The following is a 16470-nucleotide window of genomic DNA, read 5'->3' as shown; positions in this document are numbered from 1 at the left end:
CACCTGAGGGCTACACGCCGACAGCGACAAACGTAGGCGATGACCGACTGGATTCAGACGGCCAGAAGGTGACAGTGGTCGTGAATAACGGGGATGACCTGACAATCGACTCAGGCTTCTACAAACCAGTACCAAGTGAGCCGGCACCAAGTGAGCCGGCACCAAGTGAGCCAGCACCAAGTGAGCCAGCACCAAGTGATCCAGCAACACCAAGTGATCCAGCAGCACCAAGTGAACCGGCACCAAGTGAACCGGCACCAAGTGAACCGGCACCAAGTGAACCGGCACCAGGTGAGCCAGTACCAAGTGAGCCAGTACCAAGTGATCCAGCAGCACCAAGTGAACCGGCACCAAGTGATCCAGCAGCACCAAGTGAGCCGGCACCAAATGAGCCAGGCACACCAAGTGAAGCAGTAACAAATGAGCAGCTGACAACTTTACCGGACACAGGTGAAAATAATAATAATGGTTTAATGGCTTCTGTTATTGCCGCTATTGGTGGTATGATGATTCTAGGACGTCGTAGAAAAGAAAATGAAAAAAAATAATGGTTATAATTCAGAAAAGGAGTGAATAAAATGGCTGAACAGAAAAAAGGAACAATCTCTGGTAGAGTGACTGATAAAAGTACTTCTAAAGAAGAAGTAAAAACAGAAGATAAAAAATAATTATTATAAAAAAGACAAACTCATTTAAAAGTGAGTTTGTCTCAGACTGTAGACAAAGTCTCCTCTGGAGATTATGTCTACAGTCTTTTTTTGTTAAAATATAAGAAATAAATTCAGCAGACGATTATATTGTTTCGTTTGTCAAAATAAGCTAGACAATTTCTCATCTTCGATGAAACTCATAAATACTTCCAATGGTGTCCTGTAACCAAGAGATTTTCTTGGTCGATTATTGAGGGAATATGCAACTTGAATAATATAGTCATCTGTAACTGAGTTGAAATCCATATCTTTGTCCAGACCACTTCTTCTAAGCATTCCATTTGAATGCTTCTTAAGACTACGCTGTGAAGGTGTGCCTGGATCAGCAAAAAAAAAGATAGATATATCGTGCTGATTACTGATTGACTTCCAGAAGGACGATTTTACGTCTTCCATAGAGAGATTTCTTATAGTTCTGATAGAACCCCAGTGCAGAGATACCTGCTTTGAATGTATTAACCACATTATAGACGGTCTGTCTTGAACTTTTAATTCTCAGGCAGATTTCACTGATTGAAAGATTCTGATGATAGTATGATTTTATGAACGCAAGTTCATCGGTGGTAAGATGTGTATAGGCCATTTGTACTAACTCCTTATGTTTTCTTTGGTCGGAAATACATATTGAGTTTAGCACAGAAGGCTTTTTTAGTTGTCTGGCTTAATTTTACAATTGGCGTTTCAAAGAAAAAGAAAAGACAAACTCACTTTTAAAATGAGTTTGTCTACAGTCTGAGACTTCATCTCTTGAAAGTGAAGTCTTCAGGTGACAACCTATAAATCATTGCTTTTAAAGATTCTGAAATATTTACTGTACGCCGACTTTTGTCCACGCTTGTGCAATTGCATCTGCAGTTGTTTGTCCATATAAATCTGTCGCTGACTGTACTAGTGCTTTCCGGGCGCCTGAAAAATCAGAAGTTGGTGTGATGTAATAATTCAGCGCACGATAATAAACTTGCTCAGCTTTATCTTTGCCGATAGCTTGAATAGTCAAATATGCAGCTTTATTCGGAATGCCAGAGTTAGCATGAATACCACCATTATCAGCAGTAGTGTTCACATAGCCTGACATTGTACTTGGTTGTCCATATTGTTCTGGATTAGATAGACTTCTTAAAGCATCACCAGACTGGCTCGGTGTATAAACATCTTCTGCTATTGTCCAATCAGCAGAATCTAGAAAGTATGCAAAGACATCAGACATGCTTTCATTCAATGCACCTGGTTGATTAGTATACTCAAGGCCTGCTGTGTGATCAGTTACCCCATGCATCAGCTCATGAGCCACTACATCATTAGCACCGGATAAGGCTCTGTACTTTGTACCGTCTCCATCACCATATGCAATTTTATCTCCTAACCATGTTGCATTATTGCAGTTATCATTTGTTGTATTTAATGTATTGACATGAACAAGAGAGAGAATGTTGCTGCCTTGATTATCATAAGATTCACGATTGAACTTTGATTTAAAATATTGGTAGAATTTACCAGCGTAGTAATGCGCATCCACACCAGCTTTTTGTTCGCTGTTGCTGAAGGTTTTATCTGGATCTGTTATTAAAGTTGCTTGTCTAGTAGAATCGTTGAAACTATATGTGCCGATGCCTCCTACTTGTGTCACGTCATGGAGAGCATATCCACCTGTGATAGAGTTAATCTGAATTGTTTTGACATTATTTAGTACCCCATATCCAAGACCGGTCGTAGCAGCATGCTGTACTAAATTGACAGTTGAAAGCACTTTGCCATTTTCTGCATCGACATTAACGATATAACGTCCGATTTTAGGTGTTATAGTAGACAATTCGATTTTGTAGATCAGTTTATTGAGGTCGCCGTCAATTTCTGCAGAGACTGACTGTACGATATTATTTCCTAAATTACTTGCATTTTGTGGATGAATTCCTAATACTTTTAATGCTTCATTAATAGCTGTATCCTGAGAAATTTTGATATCATTCGTTGCTTTAACAGGTTTTGCATCTGTTTCACCATTGATAAGAACAACATTACCTTCAGAATCGGCATGAACTTTGATTGCTTTATCTTCTGCAAAATAGCCTTTCGCTTTAGGCTGAAGAGTATAATGAGTGAAACCTGCTGCATCTTTAACAGTAGATACTACTTCATAGTTTTGATAGTACTTGCTGATACCAGTAGTATCTACTGAGTTTCTTAATGCAAGTTTAGCCTCTTTATTAGAGTGAACTTTTATAGAAGTGGTCAGAGCATTCACTTGTAAAGGAGTCAGTGCGATAGATGTAAGTGCTGTGGCAATAATTACTTTTTTTAACATTGTTGTATCCTTTCATTATTAGATAGTATTGTGTATAGCATACCATTTATAAGACGAAATATATATAACGATTGAAAATACTTATTATATGCAAATAAATGAGATTTAATAAAGCTAATAGGTTATTATAGCGGAGCGTTTAATGAGATAAGGATTTGGGTAAAGCAAACTAAAAGATTTATAATAGGGGGCTATTATTATGACTGAGAAAAATTTAGAAGAAGTTCAAGAAGAACGTACAGAGAAGAGATTTGAACAGGATGAAGCAGCTGAACGTGAAGCAGAGAATACAGCAGAAACAGAAGAGAAAAACTTTATCTAAATCTTATTTAAATTATTGAGTTTCTGTAAATTTTCGCTTCTGACGTTTACTGTGAAACTTTTAGATGTATACTGATAGTGAAAACGCGTAGAAGGAGGTAATGTTCATGAAAAAAATGATTTCTGTTTCATTACCTGAAAAAGCATCACAGCTGCTGCTGTGATGCTTTTTATATTATAGGCGTTTTTGTCTTCGGTAAGTCATGATTTTAGAGATGCTGTAAAGTATCAGTCCCGTCCAGATCAATCCGAATGTAACAAGGTGGGTGATGGTGAACGGCTCATTAAACAGAAAGACACTTTGAATCAGCATAAGGGTAGGACCTATGTACTGCAGAAAACCGATCAACGATAACGGGATACGTCGTGCACCTGCTGTAAACAGAATCAGCGGTATCGCAGTCAGTACACCTGAGAAAAGCAGCATAAAGCTATCCTGATTCATGCCAAAATGACTCATATTGACATTCTTCAAGTAAATCAGACCAATCAATGCGAAAGGTAAGGTGAACAGACATTCAAGCAGAATGGTATAGATGGCGTCGATTCGGATATTCTTTTTCAGGAGACCGTAAACTGCAAAAGAAGCAGCAAGCAGCACGGAAATATAGGGAAATACACCGAGCGATAACGTCATATAGAATACACCGGCCGCAGCAAGTGCGATAGCCGTCCATTCAACTTTAGTGAACCGTTCCTTCATAAAGATTAAACCGAGCAGAACACTCATCAGAGGATTGATGTAATAACCAAGGCTTGCCTGCATGACATGGTCATTCGAGACCGCCCAGATAAAAAGACCCCAGTTCATGGCGATGACAAGTGCCGCTATAAATAAACTGAGCGCCTGTTTCGGTTCACTGAACAGGCGTCTGGTCTGAATCTTGAATTCAGAAGTTCTGCCGAGAAAGACGACAAGAAGAACCATAAAGACCACTGACCAGATAATGCGATGTGCGAGTATTTCGTAGGAATTGATACTGTCAATCAATTTCCAGTATAACGGCAGTATACCCCAGATGATATAGCTGCCTGCCGCGTACAGTATTCCTTTTTGTTGTTCAGACATAATTTCACCTCCCTGTTATCATAACAGAAGAAATCTTAAAGTTTTCTTAAAAAGTTTGCCGTTTATCATTTACTGATTTTTCTAGTGGTAAGATAAGTAAAAAAGGAGATGGCATACTTGATGAAACGTATGATAGTTATCGTTGTCATGATTGTGATGATGTTAAGTGTCGTCTGGCTGATAAATCTGAAAGAGCCGGAACCGCTGACTGAGCATCAAAGACAAACAGTAGAGCAGCGTTTTCCTTCATATAAAGCAGCTGAAGAAGCTGTTCTTCTGCAAAGCAATGAAGTTGAAGGTACGATAGGTCCATACTTTTACAAACTACCTAATCAGCATTACTTTATCTTACATTTAAATGATTTTGAACATCATAATGATGGTTATGTGAATATCAGTTTCTTAGATATGGACAAGAATGGTAAGACCACAGTGAAATTAGCAGATCCTTTTACTGCCAAAGTGACTGATAAAGAAAAATTCATCGATCAATCCTGGGACGAGAAGACACCAGCTGGGTTATTGCAATTTAAAGGTGGTATTGTTGATAGAGGTGACAACCTGGATGAAGGGATTATGTTAAGTGACGATGAGACCAGACTCGCTCTCCATTCTCAGCTGAACAAAGGTGTGATCAGGGTTGATAGCAATGGATTATGGCGGGATTCATCAAATTATTACAAAGGTTATCAAAATAAAACGAAAAATTATTCGAGCACAACTGCTGCACTAAAAGATATCAATCCATCAGGTGAGCAGGTCGGTAACTTGAAAAAAGGAAAGACTATTTTTTATATCTATCAGCAGCCATATGGCATGATGTCTGAGTGGATGATTATTCCTGTCATTAAGCAAGGTGAGCAATTCGAAGCAGGAAAGACGATTCAGTTTTCTTTTGAGAAACAGACAATCAAAGATAAACAGGTTAATACGAAATTTACTAATCAAATTGAAGATGTGCCTTTTACACTTCACATCAATCATCAAAAAGAAAATCAATTAAGTGCTAAAGGGCTGTCATTTAGTATTAAATGAACTTTTTGATTGATCAGTTATTGACGAATGCCGATACAATTGCTATGATTTTAACAACTTAATAAAACTCTTATCAAGAGTGGCGGAGGGATGTGCCCGACGAAGCCCGGCAACCAGTCAACCTGACATGGTGCTAATTCACATAAAGCGATTGCTTTAGAAGATGAGAGAAAGCAGATACTTTCTCTATTTTTTATGGAGAAAGTATTTTTTTTATTAAAAATTTTGGGGAGGATTTTACAATGAAAAAAGGGTTAGGTATTTTAGGTGCATTATTATTAACAGCGTCACTTACAGGTTGCGGAGCAACGGACGCAAAGGAAGACAATAAGAAAATCGTAGTCGCTGCATCACCGACACCGCACGGGGAAGTCGTCAAACATGCAGCTGAAGCGATGAAGAAAAAAGGCTATGATGTAGAAGTTAAGATTGTTAATGATTATAAAGTCCCGAATAAACTGCTTGATGAGGGGGATGTGGATGCAAACCTATTCCAGCACATTCCATATCTCAATGCTGAAAAGAAAACACATGGCTATAAAATTGAGGAAGTCGGTAAAGTCTTCACAACGCCGATGGGTGTATATAGTAAGAAATATAAAAACTTAGATGAAATTCCGGACGGTGCAGAAATATTTGTCTCCAGCAATCCAGCTGAAGAAGGACGTTTCCTGTCATTCTTCGTCAATGAAGGGGTCATCAAGCTGAAAGATGGCGTTAAAATAGAAGACGCTAAATTTACAGATATCGTCGAAAATAAAAAGAATCTTAAATTCAACAATAAGCAGAGTGCAGAATTCCTGCCGAAGACTTACAAAAATGGTGAAGGTGCGGCAGTTATCATGAACTCTAACTATGCAATTGATAACGGCATTATTCCTCATAAAGATGCGATTGCACTCGAAGATAAGTCATCACCATTCGCCAATATTCTTGCCGTACAGGAAGGACATAAGGATGATCAGAAGTTTCAGGATCTAATTGAAGTCCTGCAATCAGATGACATGAAAGAATACATTAATAAAGAGTTTGGTAAAGATGTTGTGCCTTATGAGAAATAAAAAGTTCGATTAAAGTACTATTAAAATAAAGCCTGCCTTCAAGTAAAGGTAGGCTTTGGTTTGTAGCTCATATTTTTAAAAAGTCTAAATGTCAGGAATATAAGAGACATAGGTATAACTGCTGTCAATACCCTTAAAAATAAAGGTAGGGAACAGTTGGTAATAAAAGTGATTAATAAGAGTGAACGTTTTTTGTGTTTGAGTAGAAAGAGACTTATAAAGAGTAATAGAGTTAAAAAGCCCAGATAAACCAGTACTACCAAGACAGCGAATAATAGCCTAGTACCAAAGAAAGCTTTGGGGGCAACTCCAACAATCAATGAAAATAAATAGCTTTTAACAATCATCGAAAAAATCGGGTTGCCGATAATTTCTGAAATGATATCTTCATGGCCAGCTGAATCGATGTAAAGTCCTTGCGCTTGATCAAGCAGAATCTTGTGTCCTGTAAAAGAGAAATAAATCAGTGCGAAAATACAGAGTGTCGTTAGAAAGAGAAATAAGATATTTAACAAGATAATTGAACTGTTTATCGCATGCATAAAATAACTCCCTATTAAAAACCAGCTGATAAGTGATAATCAGCTGGTTTTATTTGTTTAAGAATTAAGCGTTTTTAGTTAAATCTTCATCATTTTTAACAACCTTAAGTTCTGGTTGTGTAGTGTAAGTTGTAGTTTCTACTACTGGAGATGCTTGAGGTGTAATCAGTTCATCAACAATTTCCTGTTCAGTTTTTCTAGGTTCTGGTTGAACAGGTGCTGCTGGCTGAGCTGCTGGTACAGGTCGAGCAACGTGCTGAGACTGAGCGGGCTGATGGTTACCGTTCATCATGTGCACTTCTTGAATAGCTGCATGACGGACTTTTGCTTCATCTTCTTTAAGCATGTTTTGGATTAAGAACAAATCGACGATTAGCCAAATTGCCATGGGAATCCAGAATAACCACCAATTCACAAGAAGAGTAACAGCAATCATAGCAATAGCAGAGCCTGTTTTACCGAAATAAAAACGATGACCTCCAAAGCCACCTAAAAAGAACCATAGCAGATAAGCAACAACAGGACTTTTCTTATTATTTGCAACTTTTGATTCGATGAATGAACTTTCATGAATATTCATAATAGACCTCTTTTCAGTTGGATATTTATCCATATTTAGTATTTTCAATATAAGTCTAAAGTAAATTGTCATAGTTTACAATGACAATTTTGATATAAATATAAACTAATTAGGTAGGATGAAATGCTATTTTTATAACTGATATGTTATTTTAAGCTATTTATATCTTGTTAATAATTGTAATAATTTATTGAGAATGAATTAAAAATTAAAGGGTATAGCAAAGGGAAGTATAATAGAGGGGGCTATTTAATGAAGAGAGAGAACATTTCATATTGGACTGAGTCAGCAAAAGTCAGTCAGTTTCCAGCTTTAAATCAGGATATCAGAACAGAAGTACTTGTAATCGGTGGTGGAATAGCGGGGATACTTGCAGCTTATCGGTTAGCTGAAGCGGGTCATAAGGTCGTCCTTGTTGAAGGGCGTAAGTTGGTGCAGGAGACGACTGCTAACACAACAGCTAAGATTACAGCACAGCATCATCTGATGTACCAGGAAATTTTAAAAGCTCAAGGTGAAGAGAAGGCGAAGGCATTTTATCAATCTCAAGCTGATGGTATAGAAGCTATTGAAGATTTGGTTGAGAAACATGGAATCGACTGCGATTTTGAGAAAATGTCGAGTACCCAGGTAACAGATGGCAGTAACGAAAAAGTAATACGTGCTGAATATGATGCTTATCAGACGCTAGGTATCAAGTCAAGGTTACATGAGGAAGATCTCGGTCTTCCATTTAAAACGACACTTGGACTGGAGATGCCGGACCAGGCTCAGTTCCATCCGGTGAAATTCCTGGCAGGCGTGATTGATGCAGCTGTAAAACTAGGGGTTACATTCTATGAAGAAACATTGATAACGGAACTCGGTAAAATCAGGGCAGTGACTGATAAAGGTCAGACGATTCATTTTGAGAAAGCAGTTATGGCAACGCATTTCCCAGTCAATCATCTGAAGAATAACTATATGTCTCAATTACAGATAGAGCGTTCTTATATTGTAGCAGCAGACGGTATGGATATTCCGCATGGGATGTTTCAGACTGTCGACACACCGAAACGTTCACTCAGACATTATCATACCGAAAAGGGTATTGGAGTACTGGTAGGTGGAGAAAACCATATTACAGGTACAAAAGATCATACAGAAGAAGCTTATGAAAAGCTCAGTGAGTTTGCTTTTGAAAACTTCAAAGGAAATATTACAGGGCAATGGTCTGCCCAGGATATGATGACAGTTGATCATATGCCTCTTATTGGTCAGTATGATAAACAGGATCCGAATCTTTACGTCATAACTGGTTTTAATAAATTCGGGATGGCAACAGCAGCGACAGCGGCCCAGCTGATCAGCGATTTAATCAGCCGTCAGCACAATCTTTATGAAGAACTCTTCAGACCAGAACGCATCAATACATTAGGCAATCAGGCGAAAGCACTGGGTAAACAGATGATTGATGCAGTTAAAGGAGAGACTCTGGCGCTTAAAGATTACAGCACAGATACTTCTAAACTTGAACGTGGAGACGGTGGCATCTTCAATATTGAAGGGAAACTGCAGGCTGTCTATAAAGACGATGAAGGGAACGAACATCACGTTAGTCCGTTCTGTACACATTTAGGATGCGTCATTAAGTTTAATGGGGCTGAAAAGACATGGGATTGTCCATGCCACGGTTCAAGATTTGACCGAGAAGGTTGTGTACTGGAAGGACCGGCAGCTAAGGATTTAAAATAGTTAATAAATAATAAGATATTTTTTGAGTAATAACATCTTAATTAGTTATGTAATCGCATACTTTTTTCTTGAAAGAGATAAGCGTATAATAGAAGCAAACAAGGTAGGAGGATGCGAAACATGACGAACAAAACCGATGTTATCTTAATTGGTGGCGGTATTATGAGCGCCACTTTAGGAATATTGCTTAAAGAGTTGAAGCCGGAGCTCAACATCACTGTTTTTGAAAAACTTGATAAACCTGGGCTTGAGAGCTCAAATGCCTGGAACAATGCAGGAACGGGGCACTCAGCTTTATGTGAACTAAATTATACGAAGGAAGATAAAGACGGCAACGTTGATATTTCAAAAGCACTGGATATCAATGAACAGTTTCAACTTTCGAAACAGCTATGGGCTCATTTAGTGAAAAAGGGATTACTGAAAAATCCACAGGACTTTATTATGCCGGTGCCACATATGAGTTATGTCAGTGGTGAAGACAACGTCCGCTTCATTAAAAATCGTTATCAAGCATTGTCTGACAATCCGCTGTTCCGTGGCATGAAAATAACAGAGGACAAAGAAGAAATGAAACAGTGGGTACCGCTTATGATGGAAGGGCGCGATCCTAATGAAGTGATGGCTCTGACAATGATGGAATCCGGGACGGATATCAACTTCGGCAAACTGACAGAAGATTTATTTGATGTATTGCAGGCGCAAGGGGCTAATCTGCGCTATCGCCATGAGGTAAAAGACTTAAACCAAGTGCAAGGGGGCAGCTGGCAGGTTAAAGTCTACAATGAAGAGCAGAAGAAGACAGAATATCATAACGCTGACTTCGTCTTTATCGGTGCAGGTGGCTACAGCCTGCCGCTGCTGCAGAAGACAGGTATTCCAGAATCAAAGCATATCGGCGGTTTCCCCGTCAGTGGTCTTTTCTTAGTATGTAAGGATCCTGCGATTGTAGACAAGCATCACGCCAAAGTATATGGTAAAGCCAAAATTGGCGCACCTCCGATGTCTGTTCCTCATCTGGATACACGTTATATTGACGGCGAGCAGTCACTCTTATTTGGTCCTTATGCCGGCTTTTCTCCTAAATTCCTGAAGACAGGTTCATATATGGATTTAATTGGATCGGTGAAACCGAATAACCTGCTGACTATGTTAGCAGCAGGTGCCAAGGAAATGAAGCTGACACAATATCTGATTGAACAGGTCATGCAATCCAAGGAACAGCGTATTGAAGAATTACGAGAATTTGTACCGAATGCGAAAGCAGAGGACTGGGATATTGTAGTGGCAGGACAACGCGTCCAGGTCATCAAAGATACAGATCAAGGTAAAGGTACACTGCAATTTGGTACAGAGGTCATCACTTCAGAAGATGGCACAGTTGCTGCATTACTCGGCGCGTCACCAGGCGCTTCAACAGCAGCACATGTTATGCTGCAGGTACTTGTTAAATGTTTCAGCAATCAAATACCGAATATCGAGGAGCGTCTGCAGGAAATAATCCCTTCATACGGTCAGAAGTTAGGCGATAATGAAGCGTTGTTCGAGCAGGTTAATCAGGAAGTAGCAGAGGCACTGAACTTAATACCGAAAAGATAAAAGCAGCCGGCCGGCTGCTTTTATTTTGTCTCTTGTGAAGGGATGAAAGTGAACTGATAGTGTGGAAGTTCATTCTGAAGTCTTTTTGTCAGAAAGATGCCTTCTTCGTTATGCTTCGTTTCAAGTGTGTGGCCACCAGGTATGACTTGATTAGTTTCAAAATCAAGCCATTCGCCGTAGCGGTTTGTCCATCTGAATAGCTCGTAGTCTAATGGATCAGTAATACTGAATTCAGTTATATCCAGGTTAGAATGACAGACAGCGCACCAGATAGGGTCAGCACCGTAGTCGGCAGAGACAGTGATGTGGCTGAGAGTAGGGCAGCTGCAGAGAGTAGACATGTTGATCGATCCTTTTTAAGAGATTACGTGCCACAACTTTTGAGAAGTGGCGGGCAAATGGAAATACGTGCCACAACTTTTAAGAAGTGGCGGGGAAACCCTTAAACTTACTAATTATTAAAATCACGAATGATATTCTTCGTGTATTTATTTTTACCTGCAATAAACATACCTATACAACTACCTATCAGAGCAGGTACGACTTCTTCACTGAAAACAGTTTGCCCCTTTGTTCTGAAATAAGTGGAAGCCATAAAGATAATGAGAAGTGAAATAACATAAATGGTGAAATCAATATAGGACCGGATTTTAGCTTGTCTGATTAGTTTTAAGTACTCTTTGTCATTATATGCGTAGATTTTGTCGAGTTGATTGATACGAATGAGTCTTTTTAGATAAAACTGAGATCCGAGTACTATAACCAGCATAAGAAGAGTGACGAATGACATACGGTCATAAATCATATCCGTAATTAATGAAGCAAACAGTAGAATAAGCATTAAGCTATCCATCAGCACTGCATACTTCGCTAAAACCTGCCGAGCCAGTTCTTGTTCTCGCTCGTCATTCACACCTTCTATACCAATCATATATTTATAATACCATTGCTCAAAACGTGTCATTACTCTCGACCTCCCAGAATAAAGTATTTAAATCTGTATTGAGTGCATAGGCTATCTTCGTACAGAGTTCAAGCGTCGGGTTATAGTTATTGTTTTCAATCATATTGATTGTCTGACGTGTGACGTCAATAGTTCTAGCGAGTTCAAGCTGCGTCATATGATTGAGCTTGCGATACTTTCTCACTCGATTCATCTACTTCTCCTTTGTGTCAAATATATCTTACATCCATTATACGGAAAAATATGTTAAATGTCAATTATACATGACAAAAGAAGACTGACAAATGTCAGTCCTCTTCACAATAGGCCATTATTAAAAATTCCTCCAGCACATCACCGGCAAGCATCAGCTCATAGTCTTTCTCCACAAAACCGCTGCGTTCATATACTTTGATAGCACGCTCATTCGAAGATATCACAGCGAGCTGAATGGACTGATACCCTTGCTCTTTAATGAATTGGACCGCTGCTTCAACAAAATGCTGACCGAGTCCATGACCAGTCAAATCAGGTCTTAAGCCGAGTCCGAGTAAACACGTTCTTTCATTAAAATGGAGTTTTAACATCCCTGCTAATTGTTCATCATCATAAACACTATAAAATTTATGTTCGCTGTCAAAGTCGTCTTCAGTTAAATCATATATTTGATAAGGTGCTGGGTAGTGCCATGCCACAATTATTTCTTTATCACTATCTGTCATTGGACAAATACGATACATCAATATTTCCTCGGATTCAGTTCATCTATTTCTTCCTTAGGATCATGACCATATTGATTGGGGCCTTCTGTGCCATCAAATGTCAGGATAATCATTAAGATAATCGTTACAAATAAATGAATGACATCAGCGAATAACTGAATGTTGACATTTAATAGATCAACAGGTAAGTCTGTCGGTATATAGCAAACAGGAACTATAAGAGCAAGCCAGCCTGGCATACTTAAGTCCTGCAGTCTTCTGAAGGTGACCGAAAACATTGGAATGATAAGAATCATATTGACGATTAAATTGACAGTCATGTAAATATGTTCATTTTCTAATTGATAATACATACCAATCACAATATACGCCATGAAATAAAGCAGGAGGTGGATGCCTGCAGGAACCCAGAACTCTTTACGCCTAGCTCGGTCATGTAAATTAAGTCCTTGAGTCCAAAATCGCTTATAAGCTTCCATAGCTGTCATAGTTACAATCAAAATAACACCTGCTTTCAAATCTTTGTCTAAAATATAGCATAGAATCAGTAAGGTGCTTATATTTGAATCAGATTTTAAGAAAACTTTAAGGTTCATACATAATATAGGAAATAACCGGGTATAGTTTACCATTATGATAATAAAAGAGGGATAGACATGAAGAAAATATTATTAACCGGTGCTTCTGGCTATATCGGTGGTAACCTACTTAAAGAAATTAAAGAAGATTATCAGGTGGTGGCTGCATCCCGTAGCACTAAAAATAAAGAAAACGAAAAGAATGTAGAATGGAAGAAAGTTGATCTTTTCTCTATTAAAGATGTAGAAGATGCAATGGAAGGCATTGATACAGCGATTTATCTCGTTCATTCTATGCAGCCTTCAGCTAAATTGACGCAGGCTTCATTTGTTGATATGGATGCAATCTTAGCAGACAACTTCGGGCGTGCGGCAAAAAAACAAGGTGTAAAGCATATTGTTTTTATGAGCGGTATTATGCCACATGAAAAATCTAAAAACTTATCCGATCATCTGCGCAGCCGTTTAGAATGTGAAAAGATTCTGGGTTCATATGGTGTGCCAGTCTCAACATTACGGGCCGGACTGATTATCGGACCAAAGGGTTCTTCATTCCCGATCCTGAAAAAATTAACTGAGCGACTGCCTGCACTTGTTCTGCCTCAATGGGCATACAGTAAGACTGCCCCTGTCGCGTTAAAAGATGTGGTAAAAGGACTGGCTGCTCTTATTGAACGTAGCCCTGAAGAAAATGAATCAATTGATATATTCAATGATGTAACAGATTATAAAGGCATGTTCAAAGCGACAGCAAAAGTAATGGGGAAAAAACTGCCGATGATGGATTTGCCGATTATCCCGGTAGCTATTACTAAACCGATTGTCAGTCTGCTGACAGAAGAACCAAAAGAACTGGTTTATCCGCTTCTTGATAGCCTGGTCCATGACATGGTCCCGTCAAAAGAAAATTATATTGAAGGAATTACGAATGCGCCAACACCACTTGAAGAAAGTATAAAAATAGCACTTGATGAAGATAAAGAAGACAAAAAGAAATCCAAGAAATCACAATCAATTGGTCAGGCACTTAAGAAAAGTGACGTAAAATCTGTTCAACGTATTACTATTCCTTCATCCTGGTCTATTAATGAGACAGCTAATTATTATATGAACTGGTTATCGCGTATGGGTATGTCTTTTATCAATACAGCTATTGATGGCGATACCTTGTCAATCAGCCTGCCGGTTTTCAAAGATCCTATATTGATTCTGCAGAAGAATAAAGACTATACTGATGATAATCGTGTCTTATTTATGATTAAAGGAGGTAAGTTCTCTAAAAAGGTAAAAGAGGGCGAAGAAGGAAGAGCGCGTTTAGAGTTCCGCAGAGTTCTCGACACCAATGAATGCATTATCGCTATTCATGAATATGAACCGACATTGCCATGGTTTATCTATAAATTTACACAAGCACGTATTCATTTGATAGTGATGACACTTTTTGGCTGGGAAACAAAGTTACTGGAGAAAACCTTGGACTCTACTTATTTAGTAGATAAAGGAAAGCAGACAAAAGAAGCTTAAGTCATATTTGTAATATAACTGGCAAAAATTTGAATATATAAATAAGATGAAAACCGCAAAAACCTTATGATTTCAAGGTTTATTGCGGTTTTTATCTTTGTTACATTCAGTCTCTAACGTTGTAATAATTAGCACTTAAACATATCACTTATGTAACAAATATATAACAACGCCCATTTTAGGAAGCTTAAATGCTAATATAAATTCATCGCAAAGAGCCGATGGATGAATCAGCTTTTATTAAAAATTTATAAATTCACTCAATTGAATTTCTGGAGGAAAACATATAATGAAAAAGACAGTAATTACTTTATCTACTTTAGCAGGATTAGCAACATTAGGAGCAAACGCGAACCATGCAGATGCAGCAGCTTATACAATTGACGAAGTGAACAACGGTCAAGCAACTCAAGCAACTCAAGCAACTCAAACAGTTCAAGCACCTGTGTCAAACCAGTCATACAGCTACACTTATGTTGTTAACGAAGATGGTTCAAGAACTTATAACTACTCAAATGGTTATACAGCTTCAAGCTATGTTGCACCTGTAGCACAGACTGCAGCTGTCTCTGAAACAGCTGAGCCAGCAGTATCAACTGCAGCACCTGTAGCGAAAAAAGCAGCCGCTGTGACTACTTCAGTGAACAATAACGTGGCTTCAGTTGCCAGAAGTATTGCAGCAGGTAAATCTTATGTATACGGTGCTAACTCAGCATCAGCTGTTGACTGTTCAGCATTCGCGCAACAAGTATTAGCAGCTATGGGTAAATCAATTCCTCGTACTACTTATGCTCAAATGGCAGCAGGTACACCAGTATCAACACCACAACCAGGTGACTTAGTTTACTTTAACGGTGGTTCACACGTAGGTGTTTACATTGGCAACGGTCAAATGATCGATGCATTAAATCCTTCAGCAGGTATTGGTCAGCGTGCAGTATCATATATCAATGGTTCAGTAACAGGCTACTACCGCTTCTAATCATGCGTGAAAAAAGCCGGACATCTTTTAAGATGTCCGGCTTTTTAGTGCTTTTACAAGTTCTTTAGCTACTTTTTTAGCGGACGTCGGGTTCTGTCCTGTAATGATCTGACCATCCGTACGTACATATTCTTTCATCGGGCGTTTGGCTTTATATTTAGCGCCTGCTTCTTTCAGGCTATCTTCTGCCAGAAATGGCACGTGTTTTTTTGTACGGTTTAAGCGTTCTTCAAGATTACTGAATCCGGTTACTTTCTTACCTTTGATTAACCGCTTACCTGTCTGCGTGTCTAAAAGGTTCACAAGTCCGACGATGCCGTGACAGACACCAGTAACATAGCCACCGTTTTGGTAAATATGTTCAGCAATCTGCTGCAGTTCTATATTATCCTTGAAATCCCACATAGTACCATGACCACCCGTGTAATAGATCGCTGCATACTCTTCAGGATTGATATCGGATGGTTTCAACGATTCTGCGAGCGCACGACGCCGGAAATCTGTGTCTCCATACCATTTGAAATCGATATCATCGGCTGTCGGCATACTTGAAGGGTCGACAGGTACAAATCCACCTTTCGGACTGACATAATCAATGTCATATCCTGCTTCTGTGACAACATCAACAAACTGAGCAGCTTCACCCAGCCATAATCCTGTTGCACGGTTAATATCTTTATATTTTTCAGTATTGGTTAAAACGACAAGAATTTTTGTCATGATGATTTCACTCCTTTTTTCTTTTATACCCGGTAATGTCGTATTTAT

General features: G+C 38.8%; 19 protein-coding genes, 1 pseudogene and 1 riboswitch. Of the genes and pseudogenes, 8 read left to right on the top strand and 12 right to left on the bottom strand.

The genetic code is table 11. The features are described from left to right. Positions 1-548, top strand: a 548-nt coding sequence (locus ERX27_RS01030) for an LPXTG cell wall anchor domain-containing protein (protein WP_133430951.1), incomplete at its 5' end; no start/stop codon positions are given. A 261-nt stretch (positions 549-809) separates the two neighbouring features. On the opposite strand, the pseudogene ERX27_RS11680 reads toward ERX27_RS01030, so the two are convergent. The 3 genes and pseudogenes from ERX27_RS11680 to ERX27_RS01020 all read right to left on the bottom strand — a co-directional run. Next, positions 810-1088 (bottom strand): annotated as a pseudogene (locus ERX27_RS11680) (transposase); the annotation flags it as partial. Then, a complete protein-coding gene (locus tag ERX27_RS11675) occupies positions 1066-1293 on the bottom strand; it encodes a hypothetical protein (RefSeq protein ID WP_481817036.1) in 228 nt (75 codons plus the stop codon). The gene ERX27_RS11675 and the pseudogene ERX27_RS11680, both read right to left, overlap by 23 nt. Before the next feature lie 225 nt (positions 1294-1518). Next, complete coding sequence (locus tag ERX27_RS01020; RefSeq protein WP_133430950.1) at positions 1519-3012, bottom strand: M4 family metallopeptidase; 1494 nt, start codon at positions 3010-3012, stop codon at positions 1519-1521. A 199-nt stretch (positions 3013-3211) separates the two neighbouring features. On the opposite strand from ERX27_RS01020, the gene ERX27_RS11565 reads away from it, so the two are divergent. Further along, on the top strand, positions 3212-3334 hold the full coding sequence (locus ERX27_RS11565) for a hypothetical protein (RefSeq protein ID WP_275416149.1): 123 nt from the start codon (positions 3212-3214) through the stop codon (positions 3332-3334). Between the two features lie 174 nt (positions 3335-3508). On the opposite strand, the gene rarD is transcribed toward ERX27_RS11565, so the two are convergent. Next, positions 3509-4405 (bottom strand): EamA family transporter RarD, encoded by an 897-nt coding sequence (rarD, locus tag ERX27_RS01015; protein WP_133430949.1) that lies wholly within the window; start codon positions 4403-4405, stop codon positions 3509-3511. A gap of 117 nt (positions 4406-4522) precedes the next feature. Between rarD and ERX27_RS01010 the strand changes: the two genes are divergently transcribed. Further along, positions 4523-5437: a hypothetical protein gene (locus tag ERX27_RS01010; protein ID WP_133430948.1), complete on the top strand. Its 915-nt coding sequence runs from the start codon at positions 4523-4525 to the stop codon at positions 5435-5437. Positions 5438-5504: 67 nt separating this feature from the next. Next, positions 5505-5607, top strand: a riboswitch (SAM riboswitch). Positions 5608-5679: 72 nt separating this feature from the next. Continuing rightward, positions 5680-6498, top strand: a complete 819-nt coding sequence (locus ERX27_RS01005) for a MetQ/NlpA family ABC transporter substrate-binding protein (RefSeq protein WP_133430947.1) — start codon at positions 5680-5682, stop codon at positions 6496-6498. A gap of 38 nt (positions 6499-6536) precedes the next feature. Here ERX27_RS01005 and ERX27_RS01000 read toward each other — a convergent pair whose 3' ends face one another. Continuing rightward, positions 6537-7040 (bottom strand): hypothetical protein, encoded by a 504-nt coding sequence (locus ERX27_RS01000; protein ID WP_133430946.1) that lies wholly within the window; start codon positions 7038-7040, stop codon positions 6537-6539. Positions 7041-7104: 64 nt separating this feature from the next. Further along, complete coding sequence (locus ERX27_RS00995) at positions 7105-7620, bottom strand: TM2 domain-containing protein (RefSeq protein WP_208001741.1); 516 nt, start codon at positions 7618-7620, stop codon at positions 7105-7107. Between the two features lie 252 nt (positions 7621-7872). Here ERX27_RS00995 and ERX27_RS00990 point away from each other — a divergent pair, with 252 nt between their 5' ends. After that, positions 7873-9354, top strand: a complete 1482-nt coding sequence (locus ERX27_RS00990; RefSeq protein ID WP_133430945.1) for an FAD-dependent oxidoreductase — start codon at positions 7873-7875, stop codon at positions 9352-9354. Between the two features lie 111 nt (positions 9355-9465). After that, positions 9466-10953, top strand: a complete 1488-nt coding sequence (gene mqo / locus ERX27_RS00985) for a malate dehydrogenase (quinone) (RefSeq protein WP_133430944.1) — start codon at positions 9466-9468, stop codon at positions 10951-10953. A gap of 20 nt (positions 10954-10973) precedes the next feature. Here the strand turns inward: mqo and ERX27_RS00980 are convergent, their stop codons facing one another. The 5 genes from ERX27_RS00980 to ERX27_RS00960 all read right to left on the bottom strand — a co-directional run bounded on the left by ERX27_RS00980 (position 10974) and on the right by ERX27_RS00960 (position 13118). Continuing rightward, positions 10974-11294, bottom strand: coding sequence for a hypothetical protein (locus tag ERX27_RS00980; protein WP_133430943.1), 321 nt, complete (start codon positions 11292-11294; stop codon positions 10974-10976). A 110-nt stretch (positions 11295-11404) separates the two neighbouring features. Further along, on the bottom strand, positions 11405-11917 hold the full coding sequence (locus ERX27_RS00975) for a hypothetical protein (RefSeq protein ID WP_133430942.1): 513 nt from the start codon (positions 11915-11917) through the stop codon (positions 11405-11407). After that, positions 11904-12110, bottom strand: coding sequence for a helix-turn-helix transcriptional regulator (locus tag ERX27_RS00970; RefSeq protein ID WP_133430941.1), 207 nt, complete (start codon positions 12108-12110; stop codon positions 11904-11906). The genes ERX27_RS00975 and ERX27_RS00970 overlap by 14 nt, the downstream gene beginning before the upstream one ends. A 94-nt stretch (positions 12111-12204) precedes the next feature. Next, the gene (locus ERX27_RS00965) at positions 12205-12636 is read right to left on the bottom strand and encodes a GNAT family N-acetyltransferase (protein WP_133430940.1); all 432 of its coding nucleotides are present in this window, start codon (positions 12634-12636) and stop codon (positions 12205-12207) included. Next, positions 12636-13118: a DUF805 domain-containing protein gene (locus ERX27_RS00960; protein WP_165983036.1), complete on the bottom strand. Its 483-nt coding sequence runs from the start codon at positions 13116-13118 to the stop codon at positions 12636-12638. The genes ERX27_RS00965 and ERX27_RS00960 overlap by 1 nt, the downstream gene beginning before the upstream one ends. A 156-nt stretch (positions 13119-13274) precedes the next feature. On the opposite strand from ERX27_RS00960, the gene ERX27_RS00955 reads away from it, so the two are divergent. Together ERX27_RS00955 and ERX27_RS00950 are read left to right on the top strand one after the other, a co-directional pair. Next, positions 13275-14720, top strand: coding sequence for an NAD(P)H-binding protein (locus ERX27_RS00955; RefSeq protein ID WP_133430938.1), 1446 nt, complete (start codon positions 13275-13277; stop codon positions 14718-14720). 289 nt (positions 14721-15009) lie between these two features. Further along, on the top strand, positions 15010-15702 hold the full coding sequence (locus tag ERX27_RS00950; RefSeq protein ID WP_133430937.1) for a C40 family peptidase: 693 nt from the start codon (positions 15010-15012) through the stop codon (positions 15700-15702). Positions 15703-15729: 27 nt separating this feature from the next. On the opposite strand, the gene ERX27_RS00945 is transcribed toward ERX27_RS00950, so the two are convergent. Then, on the bottom strand, positions 15730-16425 hold the full coding sequence (locus ERX27_RS00945) for a type 1 glutamine amidotransferase domain-containing protein (protein WP_243715851.1): 696 nt from the start codon (positions 16423-16425) through the stop codon (positions 15730-15732). Between the last annotated feature and the right edge of the window lie 45 nt (positions 16426-16470).

Origin of the sequence: Macrococcus brunensis (assembly GCF_004359615.1) — a bacterium.
In the GTDB taxonomy this organism is placed as follows: Bacteria; Bacillota; Bacilli; order Staphylococcales; family Staphylococcaceae; genus Macrococcus; species Macrococcus brunensis.
Note: the sequence above shows the minus strand (reverse complement) of the source record. Positions and strands in the feature narration are given on the sequence as shown.

What these genes read in the sequence shown, in the direction of transcription:
- ERX27_RS11675 (WP_481817036.1), bottom strand. Translation starts at nt 1,293, where the DNA reads ATGGCCTATACACATCTTACCACCGATGAACTTGCGTTCATAAAATCA.
- ERX27_RS01020 (WP_133430950.1), bottom strand. Translation starts at nt 3,012, where the DNA reads ATGTTAAAAAAAGTAATTATTGCCACAGCACTTACATCTATCGCACTG.
- ERX27_RS11565 (WP_275416149.1), top strand. Translation starts at nt 3,212, where the DNA reads ATGACTGAGAAAAATTTAGAAGAAGTTCAAGAAGAACGTACAGAGAAG.
- ERX27_RS01010 (WP_133430948.1), top strand. Translation starts at nt 4,523, where the DNA reads ATGAAACGTATGATAGTTATCGTTGTCATGATTGTGATGATGTTAAGT.
- ERX27_RS01005 (WP_133430947.1), top strand. Translation starts at nt 5,680, where the DNA reads ATGAAAAAAGGGTTAGGTATTTTAGGTGCATTATTATTAACAGCGTCA.
- ERX27_RS01000 (WP_133430946.1), bottom strand. Translation starts at nt 7,040, where the DNA reads ATGCATGCGATAAACAGTTCAATTATCTTGTTAAATATCTTATTTCTC.
- ERX27_RS00995 (WP_208001741.1), bottom strand. Translation starts at nt 7,620, where the DNA reads ATGAATATTCATGAAAGTTCATTCATCGAATCAAAAGTTGCAAATAAT.
- ERX27_RS00990 (WP_133430945.1), top strand. Translation starts at nt 7,873, where the DNA reads ATGAAGAGAGAGAACATTTCATATTGGACTGAGTCAGCAAAAGTCAGT.
- mqo (WP_133430944.1), top strand. Translation starts at nt 9,466, where the DNA reads ATGCGAAACATGACGAACAAAACCGATGTTATCTTAATTGGTGGCGGT.
- ERX27_RS00980 (WP_133430943.1), bottom strand. Translation starts at nt 11,294, where the DNA reads ATGTCTACTCTCTGCAGCTGCCCTACTCTCAGCCACATCACTGTCTCT.
- ERX27_RS00975 (WP_133430942.1), bottom strand. Translation starts at nt 11,917, where the DNA reads ATGACACGTTTTGAGCAATGGTATTATAAATATATGATTGGTATAGAA.
- ERX27_RS00970 (WP_133430941.1), bottom strand. Translation starts at nt 12,110, where the DNA reads ATGAATCGAGTGAGAAAGTATCGCAAGCTCAATCATATGACGCAGCTT.
- ERX27_RS00965 (WP_133430940.1), bottom strand. Translation starts at nt 12,636, where the DNA reads ATGTATCGTATTTGTCCAATGACAGATAGTGATAAAGAAATAATTGTG.
- ERX27_RS00955 (WP_133430938.1), top strand. Translation starts at nt 13,275, where the DNA reads ATGAAGAAAATATTATTAACCGGTGCTTCTGGCTATATCGGTGGTAAC.
- ERX27_RS00950 (WP_133430937.1), top strand. Translation starts at nt 15,010, where the DNA reads ATGAAAAAGACAGTAATTACTTTATCTACTTTAGCAGGATTAGCAACA.